We start from the raw sequence: 15282 nt of genomic DNA, 5'->3' as shown, positions 1-15282 counted from the left end.
AAAAACAAATCGCCCAGGTTGCTTAACACCGGGCGATCTTCATTAAAGAGTGGAGGGGAATATATATCCGGCGGGTGACTAGGCGTTATTTTTCTTTGCGGTAGGTCGCAAGCTGGACAACATTATTTGGCAACGGGTTATCCTGCGTTTCGGCCGATGATTCGTTCTGCAGCTGAATGAGATGGTGGCGCATGGCATGGACGGATTCGTGCATCATATTGGCAATCCGGATGCAGCTGTCCATATTGTTCTTGGCGAGACGGCGCTGACAGTCGATGCGAAATTGCAGGCCTCGCAACCGCCGCTGCTGCTCCGGTCCCACCTGGGCGATCAGGGCATCTATCTGCTGGTGTAGCAGCGCATCGAGCCGCTTCGGGTCGGCCAGGGCCCAGTGCTTCAGGGTGTCGAAATCGGGCAGCTCCATGTCTCCTCCTAGCTGGACCTGTGGTGGTGGCACGGCACGACGCCGCCGGTGCATCACTCCTTCACTGTCCATAGGAAAGGTTATATAAGATGGCGATGAATTTGGGTCAGTCAGCTCCGAGCCACAGGAGTCCTTCTTTCCGGAGAAGGGGGCGTTTTGCCGGGGAGGAATTCATTTATTCCTTATGATTCATGAAATTGTTTTCAATCTGCCTGCGTCAGTTTTTTTATAAAATTTAAAGTCGTTTATAGCCACTCTTATGCTCTATTCATCGGTGCGACATAAATAGTTTTTCGTTCGAATCTCGGCCTGAATGACCCGACTTCCCGCCTCCACCCGGTGGTTTAACATATCTCACTGATTATGTTATTTTATTTTCCACTTATTAGGACAACCAAGAGCAGACCATGAGCAAGGCAAGAATCGGTATCGTCACCGTCAGCGATCGCGCCAGCGCGGGCATCTACGAAGATCTCTCCGGCAAGGCCATCATAGACACGCTGAACGCCTATCTGACCTCGACGTGGGAGCCCGTCTATCAGGTGATCCCGGACGAGCGGGACCAGATCGAGGCAACCCTGTCTCGGCTGGTCGACGAAGAGCAGTGCTGCCTCGTCGTCACCACGGGCGGCACAGGGCCGGCCAGGCGGGATGTGACCCCGGAGGCGACCGAAGCGGTCTGCGATCGCATGATGCCGGGCTTTGGCGAACTGATGCGGGCAGAGTCCCTCAAGTTCGTGCCGACCGCCATCTTGTCGCGCCAGACCGCCGGCCTGCGCGGCAGCGCCCTCATCGTCAACCTGCCGGGCAAGCCCAAGTCCATCCGCGAGTGCCTGGACGCTGTCTTCCCCGCCATCCCCTACTGCATCGATCTGATGGAAGGGCCCTATCTCGAGTGCGACGAGGCGGTCATCAAGCCGTTCCGTCCCAAGAAATAAGCCACTCTCTCCATGACATGAACAAGGTGGACGAAAGAACCGACCACCTTGTTTTATGGTCTCGCGCCGCGCCCTGCCCGCTACTTCCTGCCATAGACCTCGACGCCGGCCTTGCTCCCTGACGAGTTGCCGTAGACCTCTATCTTCTTGATGCAGAGCCGGCTGCCGAGGGACTTCCACCCAGACTCCTGACCCTCTTTCAGGTGCCTGTCAAAGTGCAGGGTCTTGCTGCGGTCGTTGCCGTAGATCACCTTGACCCTGTCCAGGGTCAGATCCCGCCTCGCCTTCACCATGAGCGACTTGACGGGTCGACAGATGACCATGGGGATAGTGGCCGGATAATCCCCCACGCCCAGCAGCAGTGTCTTGCCAAGGCGAATATCATCATCGGCCAGGGCCGGCGTGGCCAGCATCAGCAGGGAGAACGAGAGCGCGACCAGGCCGGGCGCGTGAGCTTGACGAGGGTGTGAAATGGACATGATGCCTCCTGAAAATGGAGGCATCTTAATGAGCCGAACCTAAACCCAGGCTGTACTGGAGCTGAATCCAAGCTGGACCAGGGCTGAACGGGCGCCTCCCCGTCAGGCCCAGCGCTTGAAGATGAGGGAGGTGTTGATGCCACCAAAGGCGAAGTTGTTGGACATCAGGTACTCCACATCCAGCATCCGGCCACCGCTGCGGACATGGTCCAGGGGGGCGCAGGCCGGATCCGGTTCGTTCAGGTTGAGGGTCGGGGCGAACCAGCCCTCGGCCATCATCTCCAGGGAGAGCCAGGCCTCGATGGCGCCGCAGGCCCCCAGGGTATGGCCGAAATAGCTCTTGAGGGAGGAGATGGGCGTCCTGTCGCCGAACAGGGCGGCGGTGGCATGACTCTCGGCGATATCGCCGCGCTCGGTGGCCGTGCCATGGGCGCTGATGTAACCGATGTCCTTGGGTTCGAGACCGGCATCCGCCAGCGCCAGCGCCATGCAGAGCTGCATGGTCTCCTGCTGGGGCTGGGTCACATGGGCAGCGTCGCAGTTGGTGGCAAAGCCCACCAGCTCGGCGATGATGTGGGCACCACGCGCCCTGGCGTGCTCCAGCTCCTCCAGGATCAGGGTCCCCGCCCCCTCGCCGATCACCAGGCCATCCCGGTCCCGGTCAAACGGCCTGGGACTGAGGGAAGGGGTGTCGTTCATCTGGCTGGTGGCGAACAGGGTATCGAACACCACGGCCTCGGACGGGCACAACTCTTCGGCCCCCCCGGCGACCATCACATCCTGATAGCCGTGCTTGATCGCCTCATAGGCGTAACCTATGCCCTGGCTGCCCGAGGTGCAGGCACTGGAGGTGGGAATGACCCTCCCCCGCAGACCGAAGAAGAGCCCGGTATTGACCGCCGCCGTGTGCGGCATCATCTGCACATAGGTGGTGGCCGTGATGCTGGCGGTGGTCTTGTCATTGAGCATGGCGCCAAAGGCGCTGATGGGGGTCGTGCTGCCGATGGAGGATCCATAGGCGATCCCGGTGCGCCCGCCGGTCAGCACCGGATGGTCGAGCAGCCCCGCCTGCGCCAGGGCCAGCTCGGTGGCCACGGTCGCCAGCTCAGAGACCCGCCCCATGGCCCGGGTCTTCTTGCGCGGATAGCGGGCCGGCAGTGCAAAGTCCGCGATGGGGGCCGCCAACCGGGTATTCAAACCCTCATAGACGGCCCACTCCGGCATGGCGCGCACGGCGTTGCGCTCCTCCCTGAGGCGGGGCCCCACGCTCTGCCAGTCATTGCCAAAGGCGGTCACGCCGGCCATGCCGGTGACGACGACACGCTTCATGCTGCTACTCTCCATCCGTTCCCCTTCACCGGGTCAACCCGTCTCATGTCCCCCCTCATACCAGGCCTCCGTTGATCGAGATGACCTGGCGGGTGACGTAACCTGCGATGTCCGACATCAGATAGGAGACCAGCCCCGCCACTTCGTCGGCCTGCCCCATCCGCTTGAGGGGGATCATCTTCAGCGCTTCCGCCTCCACCTCGGCATTGACCATGCCGGTGTCGATGAGGCCGGGGGCCACGCAGTTCACCGTGATCCTGCGCTTGGCCAGCTCCAGGGCCAGGGCCTTGCTGGCCCCTATGATGCCCGCCTTGGCCGCGCTGTAGTTGACCTGGCCGCGATTGCCCATCAGGCCGGAGACCGAGGAGAGGGTCACGATGCGCCCGCCCCTGCGAAGGCCTATCATGGGCATGATGCAGGGTTTGAGCAGGTTGTAGAAGCCGTCAAGGTTGGTGTGCACCACCCCGTCCCACTCCTCGTCGGTCAGGGCCGGGAAGGCACCGTCGCGGATGACGCCGGCGTTGCAGACCACCCCGTAGTAGGCGCCGTGGGCCTCGATATCGCCCTCCAGCCGGCTGCGGCACTGCTCCCTGTCCGAGATATCGAACTGGATGAGGCGCCCCTGCCCCCCCGCGGCCGTCAGCTCACTCAGGGTACCCTCGGCCCCTTCCCGATCGCTGTGATAGTGCACCACGACATGAAAGCCATCGGCGGCCAGCCTCAGGGCGATGGCACGGCCTATGCCCTTGCTGGCACCGGTCACCAGTACGGTGGAATTCATCCTCACTCCCTCTTCAAAAAAACAGACAATTCGACGGTTGCATGCAACCAACCCCGCCAGGATCGCATCTGTCCTGCTATCCAAGCAGGGTCGACAACGCTTCATCGCCCGGCAGATAGGTGCTGAGCCTGGCCTCGGCGCAGGGCAGATCCCCGCACAGGATCCGGCACTCGAAGCTCGCCATGCCGCCATCCTCCAGCAGGCATTCGGCCTCGATGACGATCCGCTCACCGGCCGCGAAGCTCGGCACCCGACACTGGTACTGCCGGCTACCGAGCAGCATGCCGATGCGCACCGGTTTCCCCCGCGCCCTGGCCCGCATCCCGGCCCAGGCGGCTATGGTCTGGGCCATCAGCTCAAGACCCACCCAGGCGGGCAGATTGCCCCGCTCGTCCAGCAACAGGCCATGGCGCTCGCCGATACGGGTCTCGCAGCGCACTCTGGCTCCCTGGTAGTCCAGCAGCCGGTCCAGCAGCAGCATGGGGGCCTGGTGGGGCAGCAACTCGGCGATGGTGATCTCGTTCATGCTTCTTTCCCCTGATCAATCGGCACGGTACGCCCCAGCAGCAGGCTGGCGTTATTGCCGCCGAAGGCGAAGGAGTTGGACAGCACCCTGGCCACTGGTCTGCCACGACCGGAAGCCACGCCGGCCTGCACCAGCGCGATGGGCGCCAGGGCGGGATCCTGCTCGCCCCCCTGATGAGGCAGGGCCAGTCCCAGCTCCATCAGCAGGCAGCAGAGCGCCGCCTCGATGGCGCCCGCCGCTCCCAGGGTGTGGCCGGTCAGCATCTTGGTGGAGCTGCAGGGCGCCGTCCCTTTTCCGCCAAACAGACGGGCCAGGGCCTGGCTCTCCATCTCGTCGTTGAGCCGGGTCGCGGTGCCGTGCAGGTTGATGTAGTCAAGGTCGGCGGCGCCGAGCCCGGCCTGGCGCAGCGCCATGGCCATCGCGGCTTCGGCCCCGATCCCCTCCGGATGAGGGGCCGAGATGTGCCAGGCATCGGAGGATTCACCGGCACCCAGCAGGGCCAGTTCGGCGTGCTCCCGGGTCAGCAGGAAGAGGGCGGCCCCCTCCCCGATGTTGATGCCCCGCCGCTCGCGGCCAAAGGGGCGACAGCGCTCTAGGCTCAGGGACTCCAGGCTGTCGAAGCCGTTGAGGGTCAGCCCGCACAGGCTGTCCGCCCCCCCGACGATGACCGCATCCGCCAGCCCGCTCATCAACAGCCGCTGACCGCTGATGAAGGCGCGGGCGCTGGATGAACAGGCGGTGGAGAGGGTATAGGCGGGGCCGGTGAGGCCCAGATGGCGGGCCAGAAACTCGCTCGGCGAGCCCAGCTCCTGCTGGCGGTAGTCAAACCCCGCCGGCAGCGGTTGGCCCGAGTGCATGGCCGCGACGGCGACCTCGGCCTCGGCGATCCCCGAGGTGCTGGTGCCGAGCACGATGGCGATGCGATCCGCGCCCAGCCGGCACTTGAGCCCGTCGAGGGCGGGCTGGATCTGGGCAAGTGCCGCCAGCAGCAGGCGGTTGTTGCGCGATTCATAGGCACAGAGCGCCGCCGGGATGGCGGGCAGTTCGGCGTGCACCCGGCCGACCGGCACGAGCCGGCCATCGCTCAGTACGGCCCGTTCACCGTCGAGGGGGGTGATGTCGGCCTGTTGCCAGCGGGCCAGGGCCGCAGACACGGCCGCCTTGCCCTCCCCCAATGCGCAGATCAGGCCATAACCCTGGATATAACAGGGGGCAACGGGAGCCGCGCCTTTCACGTTCAGATTCATGGGGCCAGCCTCTCCATCTGCAACTGGTAATCGAAGGCGTGCTGGATGAGCCGCACCGGCTCGCGCTCCCCGGCGATCAGGCGGTAGTGGATCTCGCTCACCAGCCGGCCGTCGGGATCGGTCAGGCGCCGCACCATGCCGTCATCCTCGAGGCGCCAGCCTGCCGGCAACCTGGGCTGCCAGGCTGTGAGCGGCCAGTAGCTCAGCATCACGTCGGCGAGCACCTGGGTCACCGGCGGCAGGGCGGTACCGCCGAGCAGCGCGGCGAGCTGCTCGGTGTGAATGCTCTCGCCGTCATAGCTGAGCCGGAACAGGCGGATCCCGCTCGGGGTCAAGCCTGCCAGGGCGAGCCGGTGGCCGTCGGCCTCCAGCACGGTCAGCAGCTGATGATCTCCCCCCTTGCTGTGGGCGCTCAGCAGTTGCTGGCGATAGAGGGGCTGGGCACGGACCGGTGCCGGCAGCAGCACACTGGCGCCCGGGGCCAGATAGGCGCGGTTCTCGGGCACGGGCTGGCTGGCGCAGGCGCCGAGCAAGAGGGCGAACAACAGAGGCAAGAGCTGCTTCATAATGAGTCCTGCAGGGCTGTGGTGAATGGTGGTCATCGCCGCTCCAGCACCAGTGGCGAGAGCAGAAACGCGATAAAGATACCGCCGCTCAGCACTAGGCCGAAGCCCTCGATGGCCGAGGTATGGCTCAGGGCCAGCAGGCCGAACGACAGCTGGGTGGTCAGGTTGGCCAGCAGGATGGCGAACATGGTCGAGCGCTGGCGCAGGGGATCTTCGCCGCTGTAGGCGAAGAAGAGGCTGTAGTCGATGCCGATGCCGAAGATGAGGCTCATGGCCAGCACCCCGAACAGAGTGAGCGGCTGACCGCAGGCGGCCAGCAGGGCCAGGCCTGCCCCCAGCGAGAAGCCGCTGATCAGCAGGATCCGCAGGCTCTTGCGCCAGCCGAACCTCACCCACAGCAACACGCCCACCAGGGCGATGGCCAGCAGCAGCAGCTCGGTCAGCTTGACGCGGTAGTGGGCAAACAGCTGGCTCCACTGGCCGCGCTGATCCTGCCAGAAGACCCCCTCCTGCCCCTCGGCCAGGGCCGCCACGGCCGCCCCGTCCGTCACCCCGTAGACCGGCAGCCAGAGCGCGACCCGACCATCTGGCAAGCCGTGCCAGAGCAACCGACTTCCCTCGCTGACGGGACTCCCGAGCCAGTGCGCCGGAGTCAGGGGATGCCAGGGGCGAGGCTCGGCCCTGGCCGGCACCCCGGCCCGGTTGAGCCGCGCCACCACCTCGGGCAGCAGACGGGTGAGGGCGGCGTGATCCGCCCGCTGCTGCGCCAGGGAGGGCAGCCACTGGGCCAGCGAGACGAAGCCCGCCAGCTGGCCCGCGGCCCTGGCCTCGGTCAGCTTCTGGCTCATGGCCTCGAGGCGCTGCAGGGCGGTCTCCCCATCTTTCGCCGTCACCAGGAAGCCGGTCATGCCCCCCTGCTGGCCGGTGAGCTGCTGGATCTGCCGCTCCTGGGCCTGCAACTCGGTGGGCAGGGGTTGCAGACGGGCGATATCGTCGTCGACCTCCAGCCGGCTCAATCCCGCCCCGATCAGGGTCAGGCAGAGCAGCGGCACGCCCCGGCGCAAGGCGGGCCACTCGCGCCACCAGCTGAGCCAGAGCGCCATCGGCACCAGCACGCGCGCCTCCCGCCGGGGCAGGTCACCGAGCCAGAGCGGGAACAGGCAGAGCACGGTAATGAACGAGGCCGTCAGCCCCACCAGGGCGCAGAGCGCCATCTGCTGCAAGCCGGGGAAGGGGGCGAGCCAGAGCAGGCCATAGCCCACCAGGGTCGCAAACAGTGCCATCGAGAGGCTGGGCAGCAGGCGGGCGCGGGTCTGGTGCGGGCTCTCCTGCTGGCCGTGCAGGCGCCGCTCGGTCAGGAAGTGGATGCCGTAATCTATGATGCCCACCAGGCTGGCGCTGATCACCAGGGTGAAGATGTGCACCTCGCCAAACCACAGCACCACGGCCAGTACCCCCCAGGCGAGGCCGATGGCGATGGGCAGCAGGGAGATCCAGAGCGCCCGGTACGAGCGAAACGCCAGCCACATCAGCAGCAGGACCCCGACCGTGGAGCCCAGCCCTATGGTGGAGATGTCTTGCTGGGCCAGGTCGCTGGCGTGCTGGCTGTAGAAGAGGGTACCTCGGCGCAGCAGCTCCAAGCCGGGATATTGGCTCTTGAGGCCCTGCTCCACCGCGTCGAGGCGGCTTAGCAGCTCGGTATTGCGAGCGAGGTCGAAGGCCGACAGATCCAGCTCGGCCCGCAGCAGGAACCACTGCCTGCCGGCCCCATCCTCGCTCAGCAGCCAGCCATGGTCGAGACGCAGGGGGCTGGCAATCTGGCCCTGCACCCCGGCCCGGACCAGCAGCAGGGGGTCGGCCTGCCACTCGGCGCGGGAGACGCCGCCGAAGGGGCTGTAGATCTGGCCGAGCACCCACTGGCTCCAGGCCTCCGGCCCCGCCGCCAGCCGGGCCCGGCTGCCCTCGTCGAGGCGCTGCCAGGCATGGTCATAGAGAAACCCTTGCCAGACCGAGGCCAGTTCAGGCTGGGCACCGCGAACCGCACTGAGCTCGGGCAAGGCGTTCAGGGTCTTGGCCCACGCCTGCGCCGCGACGCGGCCATCCTGGCCCGCCGGCAGGCTCAGCATCCAGACCAGCTGCCTGTCGAGCTGGCGCAGCAGGCCCTCACGCAGGGCCGGATCCAGGGTGGCGCGCTCCTCGTGGGGCAACAGGTCCATCAGGCTGGTGTTGATCCGGCCCAGGGAGAGCTGCCAGCCGAGCAGCGCCAAGGCCAGCAGACTGAGCAGCAGCCAGCAGCAGGAGAAGCGGCGCCAGGTCAGCTCGCTCCAGCCCCGGACAGAGGATGCGCGTTCGGCAGCAGATGCGGCGGGCTGTTCAGGGAGCAAAATGGGCCTGCTCCTCGGCAGATAGGGGCAGCGTCACCCTCTGCCAGTGAGAGAAGCGGATGCGGGTCTCGTCTCCCTGGCGATCGGCGATCACCAGCCGCTCCAGCTGCTTGCCGCCGCTCAGGGTCAGGCTGGCAAACACCTTGTCGAGCGGCGCCACCTGCGGCGTCAGCACCAGGCTCCAGCCCTGCTCGCCGGACTGGAAAGCGAGGGCGAAGTAGCGGGTCAGCGTCTGCTCGTCCGAACCGAACAGGGCCAGCATCATGCTGCTGAACTGGAGCAGCTGGGGATTGTCGATCACCTGGACAGGGCCCTGCATCACCTGCTGGCTCATGCGCTTGGCGGTCAGGCTCAGGGCCAGCTCGAAGGGCTGTCGCTGATGCCACCAGAGCCCCTGACCCCGCACCAGCAGCAGCTCGCCGCTGGATGTCAGGGGCCGGGCCAGCCCTTCCACCTGCTTCTCCTGCTCGAAGCGGGCGCGCTGGGCGGGCTCGGCACTCAGCAGCTCGCGGACCTCCGCCTGGGTCATGGGCAAGGCCCATGCGCCCATCGGCATCATCAGCCACAGGCAGGCACAGATCCAGCCTCCCATTCCTCTGAGCCAGCGCCTCATTCGCTCACTCCCAGCTTGTCGAGCAGCACCCTCGGGGAGGCGAGACACATCTCGCCGCTCTCCTTGTTCACCGCCACCTGGATGCTGTAGCCCTTGCTGGTGCGAGTGCCCGTCTTCGCATCGAACAGCTGGTACTCGATCTTGAGGCGGTTCTGGTATTCGCACAGCCGCGCCTCGACCCGCACCTTCTGACCGAAGCGCAGGGGCGCCATGTACTTGAGGCGCAAGTCTATGATGGGCCAGTGGTAGCCGGAGGCCTCCATCTGCGGGTAGTTGTAATCGATCCGCTCCAGCAGGGCGCAACGGGCCAGCTCGATGTAGCGCACGTAATGGCCGTGCCAGGCCACCGCCATCATGTCCACGTCGTGGAAGGGTATCTCCACCTCTATGCTGTGGCAGATCATCCAGGGTTCACTCTGCATATGAGGTTTCCTCGTACAGATCGTAATGGCGGGCCTGCAAGCGGGCGATCAGGGCCCTGAGCTCCTGCTCCAGCGGCCTGTCCTCCACCAGCACCGGGTGATCTTCTCGCACCGCCTGCACCATCTCCCACAGGGGTTGGCTCAGTGCCTCCAGCCCAGAATGCTGCAGGCCCAGGCGCAGCTCGACCCCCTGCACCGCCGCCAGCAGGCAGGCGGCCCCCACCTGTTCGGTCAGGGTCAGCACCCGCAGCGCATCCCGCGCCGCTATGGTGCCCATGCTCACCTTGTCCTGGTTGTGGCACTCGGTGGAGCGGGAGAAGACGCTGGCGGGCATGGTCAGCTTGAGCGCCTCCGCTGTCCAGGCGGAGACCCCTATCTGCACCGCCTTGAAGCCGTGGTTGATCATACGCCGCTCGCCGCTGGCGCCGGACAGATTGCTCGGCAGGCCGCCGTTGAACTTGACGTCCACCAGCTGGGCCAGCTGGCGGTCGAGCAGATCGGCGAGGTTCGCCACCGCCGTCTTCATGCTGTCCATGGCCATGGCGATGTGGCCGCCGTAGAAGTGACCGCCGTGCATCACGTGCTCGAAATCGCCGTCGATGAGCGGGTTGTCGTTGGCGCTGTTGAGCTCGTTCTCGATGAGCTGGCGCCACCAGGGCTGGCTGTCGGCCACCACGCCGATGACGTGGGGCGCGCAGCGCAGGGAGTATCTGTCCTGCAGCCGGTCGCTGTGGCGCGGCAGCTCGCCGCTTCGCAGATCGGCCCGCAGCCAGGCGGCGATATTCTGCATGCCGGGGTGCGGCTTGGCCGCGAACAACCGCTCGTCGAAGTGGAAGGCGTTGCCCTCCATGGCGACGCTGACCAGGGCGGTGATCCGGGTCGCCAGCCGCATCAGGTACTCGGTGCGGGCATAGGCGAGGCAGGCGAGCGCCGTCATCACCGAGGTGCCGTTCATCAAGGCCAGCCCCTCTTTCGGACGCAGCCGCAGCGGCATCACCCCCAGTTCGCCATAGACATCCGAGGTGCTGGCGAGCCGGCCGTCCCGATAGAGCTCACGCTCCCCCACCAGCACGGCGGCCACGTAGGAGAGCGGGGTGAGATCGCCGCTGGCCCCCACCGACCCCTCCTGCGGGATGCGCGGGATCAGATCCTGCTCCAGCAGCCAGCAGAGCCGCTCCAGCAGTGCCGGGCTGACGCCGGAGACCCCCTGGGCCAGGGAACAGAGGCGGGTCGCCAGCACGGCGCGTCCGGCCGCGACGCCGAGATCCTCCCCCAGGCCGCAGCCGTGGAAACGGGTCAGGTGCAGGGGCAGCTCGGCCACCAGGGTGGGGGGCACGGCCCGGGTCACGGAGTCGCCGTAGCCCGTGGTCACCCCGTAGATGACCCCCTCCTCCGCCAGCAGGCGATCGAGGAAGTCGGCGCCACGCTGGACGCGGGCCATAAAGGCGGGATCGGCGTTCAACGCCGGGCGGGCGCGGCGCTCGGCCAGGGCCACCACCTGCTCTATGGTGAGCCGTCCAGCCCCGAAGGTGACCTGGGGAGAGGGAGTATCACTGTTCATCATGGGTCAGCTGCCAAAAATCGAAGAAATTGAACCAGTCCAGCGGCGCGTGCAGGCAGTGGTGCTGCAAGCGGTCTGCATAGGCCTGTACCCAGTGGCGCAGGGCCGCCTCCCGTTCGGTGCGGGGCAACAGCAGCCGCTCGGCGAAGGGCTCGAAATGGACCCTAAAACGCCCCTGCTCCTTGAGGCCGAACATCAGATAGACGGGGCAGGCCAGGACGCTGGCCAGGGCGAAGGGCCCCAGCGGGAAGGGGGCCGGCGCGCCGAGGAAGTCGGCCCAGACCACCCGCTTCTCCCGGGTCACCGAGGTGCGGTCCCCGACGATCACCACCCACTCCCCCGCCTCTATCTTCTCCTTGAGCAGGATGGCGGTGTCAGCCCCCATCTCCTGCACCTGGATGAGATTGATGCCGGCATCCGGATTGACCTGCCTGAGCAGGGCGTTGAAGCGGGCCGCGTGGCGGGTGAACACCAGGGCATTGATGCGCACCTGGCCGTCCCGGGTGCCGAGCGCCCGGCACAGCTCCAGATCCCCGAGATGGGAGCCGAGCAGCAGCAGGCCGCGCCCGCTGACCAGGGCCGCCTCGTGGTGCTCTCGCCCCACCAGCTCGACCCGCTCCCGGGGAATGTCGCCGCGCCAGCCCGCCAGCTTGTCCAGCGCCGCCTCGCCAAAGCGCAGGAAGTGCCGGAAGCTCGTTCTCGGCTCGGGGGGCAGGGCCACCTGCTGGCTGGCCGCGAAGGCTTCCAGCCTCTTCAGATACTGCTCGGACGCCGCCCGCTGGCGGCGACCGGTCAGCCAGAAGTAGCCGATGACGGGGTAGAGCAGCGCCTTGAAGCCCGTCCGGCCCAGCAGCCGATAGCTGGCCAGCATGATCTGCAGGCCCAGCAGCGAGCCCCGCTCCGGCGTGCGCGACCAGTGCCGCCTGCCCTGCTGCCAGAGCCGGACCGGCACGGCAGGCAGCTTGCGGACCCCATCCCAGAGCAGGCGGCACACCAATCGGGTGTGCATCCAGGAGATGTCCACGTTGTCCCGCCAGAGCCGAAAGTGCGAGCTGCCGTCTTCGGGATAGATGACCCGGGTCGGCACGAAGCGCATGGGCACCCCGCGCCAATGGAGGCGCACCATCACCTCGGTATCGAAATCCATGCGCCGGCCGAGGCGCACCTCGTCCAGCAGGGCGCAGCTAGTTGCCAGGGGGTAGACCCGAAAGCCGCACATGCTGTCCTGTATGGTGAAGGAGAGGGTCTCTATCCAGACCCAGACATGGGTGATGTAGCGGCCATAGAGACGCCCCCTGGGCACGGAGTCATCGTAGAGGGGTTTCCCCGAGACCAGGGCATCCGGCTGGCGTTCGGCCTCCGCCAGCAGGCGCGGCACGTCCGCGAGGCAGTGCTGGCCATCCGCGTCTATCTGCACCCCGTGGCTGAAGCCCAGGGCCCGTGCGGCCATGAGCCCGGTGGCCACGGCGGCCCCCTTGCCGAGGTTGCGATCGTGACGCAACAGGGTCAGCCACGCCCCATGTTCCTCGGCCAGGGCATACAGGGCGGTGGCAGCACCGGGCTCGCTGCCGTCGTCGATCAGCAGGCAGGGCAATCCCAGGGGGTGCAGCTCGGCCAGCACCCCGGCCAGGGGGGCAGAGTGGTTGTAACAGGGGATGATGAGGCAGGGCTTCAGGGACATAGCCGCACCCGACCGCTGCTGGCATGCTCGTCCCCGAGCCGGTAACTGAACAGCAGCTGGCCCTTGTCGGCCTGCCAGCAGAGGTGCAACTCGCACTCCTGGCCCGGGCGCAACGGCCTCTGGAATTTCAGCTGGTTCATGCCGGCGAAGCTCCCCACCAGGCCTGGCAACTGGCGGCCATAGTGCATGGCCCAGTGCACCTGCACCACACCGGGCAACAGGGGCGCGCCCGGGAAGTGGCCGCGAAACCAGGGCAGCTCGGGGTCGAGACGCAGGCGCAGCACCAGATCGCGCCCCTGCCAATGCTGCTCGAGCAGGGTGGGCAGCCCGCTTATCTGCATGGCGCCTGCCCGCTGGCTGAGTGTTCCATCTGGCCCAAGGCGGGCTCTTTGGCATTGATGTCCATGGGTGCCTTATCGAATAATGCTCTCAACTGCCCCCAGGGGCGCTTCCCCTGGCTGTTGAGGGGCAGCTCGGGCAGCAGGCGCAGCCGGCGCGGCAGGGCGACCGGCTCAAGCCAGGGCCTCAGTTGCTCCCGCAGGGCGATGAGGAAACGACCTGGCCCCAGCGCCTGCCACTGGAGCAGTCCCGCCTCGGTCAATACCAGCACGGCACCGAGCTGCTGCCTAGTCGCCACGTTCAGAGGCAACACGGCCACCTCCCGCACCCAGGGCAGTGCCCGCAGCCGCCCCTCCACCTCCTCGAGGGAGATGCGTTTCTCTTCGAGCTTGATCACCCTGTCCCCCCGCCCGATCAGATGAAAACCGGACTCGCACAGACGAATGCGATCGGCACAGAGCAGGGGGGTGCCATCCGGCAGGTAGGGGGATCTCAGCAGCAGCTGGTCGTCTTCTCCCAGCGCGATCGCTATGCCCGGCATGGGTTGCCAGGGGGTGTCGGCCTCCTGACTCTGGCGCCAGGCGATGCCGCCGGTCTCGCTGCTGCCAAACACCTCCACCGGCAGTTGGCCGAGGAGTTGCTCGCACCGGGACGCATCTGCCGGCGCCAGGGGGCCGCCGGAGGAGACGACGAGACGACAGCCCGTCGCCTTGAGTCCGGGGTCGAGCCGGCTGAGAAGCGCCGGGGAGGCGATCAATGCCCACAGGCCAGGCTGTGCGCTCAGTTGCTCGGGGTAGAGCGTCAGGGTACGCGCGAAGGGCACGCGCAGGATGAGCGGCAGCAGGATGCGAAACAGCAGGCCATAGATGTGTTGATGACTGACGCTCGCCAGCAGGCGGGCCCCCGCCAGCGGCTCGCCCCAGAGTCCGATCAACACCCTCAGCTCGGCATCCAGCTGGTGCCAGGCCTTGGGGATCGCCTTGGGCTGCCCCGTCGAGCCCGAGGTGAACAGGGTCAGTTGCAGGGAGGCGGGGGCAGGCCAGCGCGCGGTCGACGGCGCCTCGGCCGCGGTGGACAGGGGCAGATGCAACCAGGGGACGGTACTCCCCTCCCCCAGGGTCTGGCTATCGGTCAGCACCCCATCGAACCCGGCACTGAGCTCGGCCAGGGCGGCCGGCCGCTGATGACCGGGCAGGATGGCCTCCCGTCCCGTCAGGGCGCAGGCGAGCAGGGCCTCTGCAAACAGCAGGCTGTCCTCGAAGCAGAGCGCCCAGCGCCGGGCGGGCAGGCTCGCCAACCGGGTGGCCAGCCGTTCGGCCCCCAGACGGAGGGCACCGAAAACGGCATCCCCTTGCGGACCAAACGCCACCACCTCGTCGTCGGCTCGCCCCCAGATGGCGGCGAGCAGGTTCGCTGGCGCCATCATGCTGCGAAACGCCGTTTGACTCGGCGACGCACCAGGTACTCCCCGGCCATCAGCAACCCCATCAGCAGATAGCTGAGGAGACCGTTATAGAGGCTCCAGAGGGCGAGATCCCCGTACCAGACGGTGGCGACAGCCAGGCCACCGTTGAGTACGAAGAAGCCGCACCAGACCTGGGTCACGGTACGGGTGTAGCGCACCCCGGCCGGCGGTAAATCGGGATCTTGCAGGCGCGCGAGGCGCTCCACCAGGCTCATGGGCTGGGTCAGGCTCCAGCCAAACAGACAGAGCAGTGCCAATGAGACGGCGATGGGGTAGTAGAGCAGCCAGTGCTGGGCCGAGAAGAGGGCGCTCAGACTCGTCAGCAGCAGGCCGACGCAGGCCAGCAGGCGACCGAGCAGCAACCACTCGCGCCGCGGGGCTGAACCGGGCAGGAGGCGCAGGGCGAAGGTGACCATCAGGATCACGAGCAAGGCGGAGCCACCCCAATGGGTCAGCCCCCAATACACCGCCAGGGGATAGACCAGCAGCAGACCGCCCGCCAGCAGGGAGAGCAGGCGCATCATGGC

16 protein-coding genes are annotated in these 15282 nt (G+C 66.8%); 1 reads left to right on the top strand and 15 read right to left on the bottom strand.

What is annotated here, in order from left to right; genetic code table 11:
- Positions 1-85: 85 nt before the first annotated feature.
- Entirely contained in the window at positions 86-424 is a 339-nt protein-coding gene (locus tag R2B70_RS04500; protein ID WP_042079166.1) for a DUF3135 domain-containing protein, read from the bottom strand.
- 407 nt (positions 425-831) lie between these two features.
- On the opposite strand from R2B70_RS04500, the gene mog reads away from it, so the two are divergent.
- Positions 832-1362: a molybdopterin adenylyltransferase gene (mog, locus tag R2B70_RS04495; protein ID WP_318162752.1), complete on the top strand. Its 531-nt coding sequence runs from the start codon at positions 832-834 to the stop codon at positions 1360-1362.
- Positions 1363-1442: 80 nt separating this feature from the next.
- Here mog and R2B70_RS04490 read toward each other — a convergent pair whose 3' ends face one another.
- The 14 genes from R2B70_RS04490 to R2B70_RS04425 all read right to left on the bottom strand — a co-directional run bounded on the left by R2B70_RS04490 (position 1443) and on the right by R2B70_RS04425 (position 15279).
- Complete coding sequence (locus R2B70_RS04490; protein ID WP_257520094.1) at positions 1443-1781, bottom strand: DUF2541 family protein; 339 nt, start codon at positions 1779-1781, stop codon at positions 1443-1445.
- Between the two features lie 162 nt (positions 1782-1943).
- Entirely contained in the window at positions 1944-3170 is a 1227-nt protein-coding gene (locus R2B70_RS04485; protein ID WP_318162750.1) for a beta-ketoacyl-ACP synthase, read from the bottom strand.
- Between the two features lie 55 nt (positions 3171-3225).
- Positions 3226-3951: a 3-ketoacyl-ACP reductase FabG2 gene (locus R2B70_RS04480; protein WP_318162749.1), complete on the bottom strand. Its 726-nt coding sequence runs from the start codon at positions 3949-3951 to the stop codon at positions 3226-3228.
- A 76-nt stretch (positions 3952-4027) separates the two neighbouring features.
- Positions 4028-4477 (bottom strand): hotdog family protein, encoded by a 450-nt coding sequence (locus R2B70_RS04475; RefSeq protein WP_318162748.1) that lies wholly within the window; start codon positions 4475-4477, stop codon positions 4028-4030.
- Complete coding sequence (locus R2B70_RS04470) at positions 4474-5724, bottom strand: beta-ketoacyl-[acyl-carrier-protein] synthase family protein (RefSeq protein ID WP_318162747.1); 1251 nt, start codon at positions 5722-5724, stop codon at positions 4474-4476. The genes R2B70_RS04475 and R2B70_RS04470 overlap by 4 nt, the downstream gene beginning before the upstream one ends.
- Complete coding sequence (locus tag R2B70_RS04465) at positions 5721-6290, bottom strand: DUF3261 domain-containing protein (RefSeq protein ID WP_318162746.1); 570 nt, start codon at positions 6288-6290, stop codon at positions 5721-5723. The genes R2B70_RS04470 and R2B70_RS04465 overlap by 4 nt, the downstream gene beginning before the upstream one ends.
- A 32-nt stretch (positions 6291-6322) precedes the next feature.
- On the bottom strand, positions 6323-8674 hold the full coding sequence (locus R2B70_RS04460; RefSeq protein ID WP_318162745.1) for an MMPL family transporter: 2352 nt from the start codon (positions 8672-8674) through the stop codon (positions 6323-6325).
- A complete protein-coding gene (locus R2B70_RS04455) occupies positions 8664-9266 on the bottom strand; it encodes an outer membrane lipoprotein carrier protein LolA (protein WP_318162744.1) in 603 nt (200 codons plus the stop codon). The genes R2B70_RS04460 and R2B70_RS04455 overlap by 11 nt, the downstream gene beginning before the upstream one ends.
- Positions 9267-9283: 17 nt before the next feature.
- On the bottom strand, positions 9284-9709 hold the full coding sequence (locus R2B70_RS04450; protein WP_318162743.1) for a thioesterase family protein: 426 nt from the start codon (positions 9707-9709) through the stop codon (positions 9284-9286).
- Positions 9699-11270, bottom strand: a complete 1572-nt coding sequence (locus tag R2B70_RS04445; protein ID WP_412055166.1) for an HAL/PAL/TAL family ammonia-lyase — start codon at positions 11268-11270, stop codon at positions 9699-9701. Before R2B70_RS04445 ends, R2B70_RS04450 begins: the two co-directional genes overlap by 11 nt.
- Positions 11260-12945, bottom strand: a complete 1686-nt coding sequence (locus tag R2B70_RS04440) for a glycosyltransferase family 2 protein (protein WP_318163317.1) — start codon at positions 12943-12945, stop codon at positions 11260-11262. Before R2B70_RS04440 ends, R2B70_RS04445 begins: the two co-directional genes overlap by 11 nt.
- The gene (locus tag R2B70_RS04435; RefSeq protein WP_042079157.1) at positions 12942-13292 is read right to left on the bottom strand and encodes a 3-hydroxyacyl-ACP dehydratase FabZ family protein; all 351 of its coding nucleotides are present in this window, start codon (positions 13290-13292) and stop codon (positions 12942-12944) included. Before R2B70_RS04435 ends, R2B70_RS04440 begins: the two co-directional genes overlap by 4 nt.
- A complete protein-coding gene (locus R2B70_RS04430) occupies positions 13283-14716 on the bottom strand; it encodes an AMP-binding protein (protein WP_318162741.1) in 1434 nt (477 codons plus the stop codon). The genes R2B70_RS04435 and R2B70_RS04430 overlap by 10 nt, the downstream gene beginning before the upstream one ends.
- Positions 14713-15279 (bottom strand): hypothetical protein, encoded by a 567-nt coding sequence (locus R2B70_RS04425; RefSeq protein ID WP_318162740.1) that lies wholly within the window; start codon positions 15277-15279, stop codon positions 14713-14715. The genes R2B70_RS04430 and R2B70_RS04425 overlap by 4 nt, the downstream gene beginning before the upstream one ends.
- Between the last annotated feature and the right edge of the window lie 3 nt (positions 15280-15282).

It is taken from the genome of Aeromonas sp. XH (genome assembly GCF_033348475.1).
GTDB lineage: Bacteria > Pseudomonadota > Gammaproteobacteria > Enterobacterales > Aeromonadaceae > Aeromonas > Aeromonas sanarellii.
This window is presented reverse-complemented; position numbering and strand designations above follow the sequence as displayed.

Bases quoted from the DNA above. Each gene is read 5' to 3' on its own strand.
- R2B70_RS04500 (WP_042079166.1), bottom strand. From the start codon at position 424: ATGGAGCTGCCCGATTTCGACACCCTGAAGCACTGGGCCCTGGCCGAC.
- mog (WP_318162752.1), top strand. From the start codon at position 832: ATGAGCAAGGCAAGAATCGGTATCGTCACCGTCAGCGATCGCGCCAGC.
- R2B70_RS04485 (WP_318162750.1), bottom strand. From the start codon at position 3,170: ATGAAGCGTGTCGTCGTCACCGGCATGGCCGGCGTGACCGCCTTTGGC.
- R2B70_RS04480 (WP_318162749.1), bottom strand. From the start codon at position 3,951: ATGAATTCCACCGTACTGGTGACCGGTGCCAGCAAGGGCATAGGCCGT.
- R2B70_RS04475 (WP_318162748.1), bottom strand. From the start codon at position 4,477: ATGAACGAGATCACCATCGCCGAGTTGCTGCCCCACCAGGCCCCCATG.
- R2B70_RS04470 (WP_318162747.1), bottom strand. From the start codon at position 5,724: ATGAATCTGAACGTGAAAGGCGCGGCTCCCGTTGCCCCCTGTTATATC.
- R2B70_RS04465 (WP_318162746.1), bottom strand. From the start codon at position 6,290: ATGAAGCAGCTCTTGCCTCTGTTGTTCGCCCTCTTGCTCGGCGCCTGC.
- R2B70_RS04455 (WP_318162744.1), bottom strand. From the start codon at position 9,266: ATGGGAGGCTGGATCTGTGCCTGCCTGTGGCTGATGATGCCGATGGGC.
- R2B70_RS04450 (WP_318162743.1), bottom strand. From the start codon at position 9,709: ATGCAGAGTGAACCCTGGATGATCTGCCACAGCATAGAGGTGGAGATA.
- R2B70_RS04445 (WP_412055166.1), bottom strand. From the start codon at position 11,270: ATGAACAGTGATACTCCCTCTCCCCAGGTCACCTTCGGGGCTGGACGG.
- R2B70_RS04435 (WP_042079157.1), bottom strand. From the start codon at position 13,292: ATGCAGATAAGCGGGCTGCCCACCCTGCTCGAGCAGCATTGGCAGGGG.
- R2B70_RS04430 (WP_318162741.1), bottom strand. From the start codon at position 14,716: ATGATGGCGCCAGCGAACCTGCTCGCCGCCATCTGGGGGCGAGCCGAC.
- R2B70_RS04425 (WP_318162740.1), bottom strand. From the start codon at position 15,279: ATGATGCGCCTGCTCTCCCTGCTGGCGGGCGGTCTGCTGCTGGTCTAT.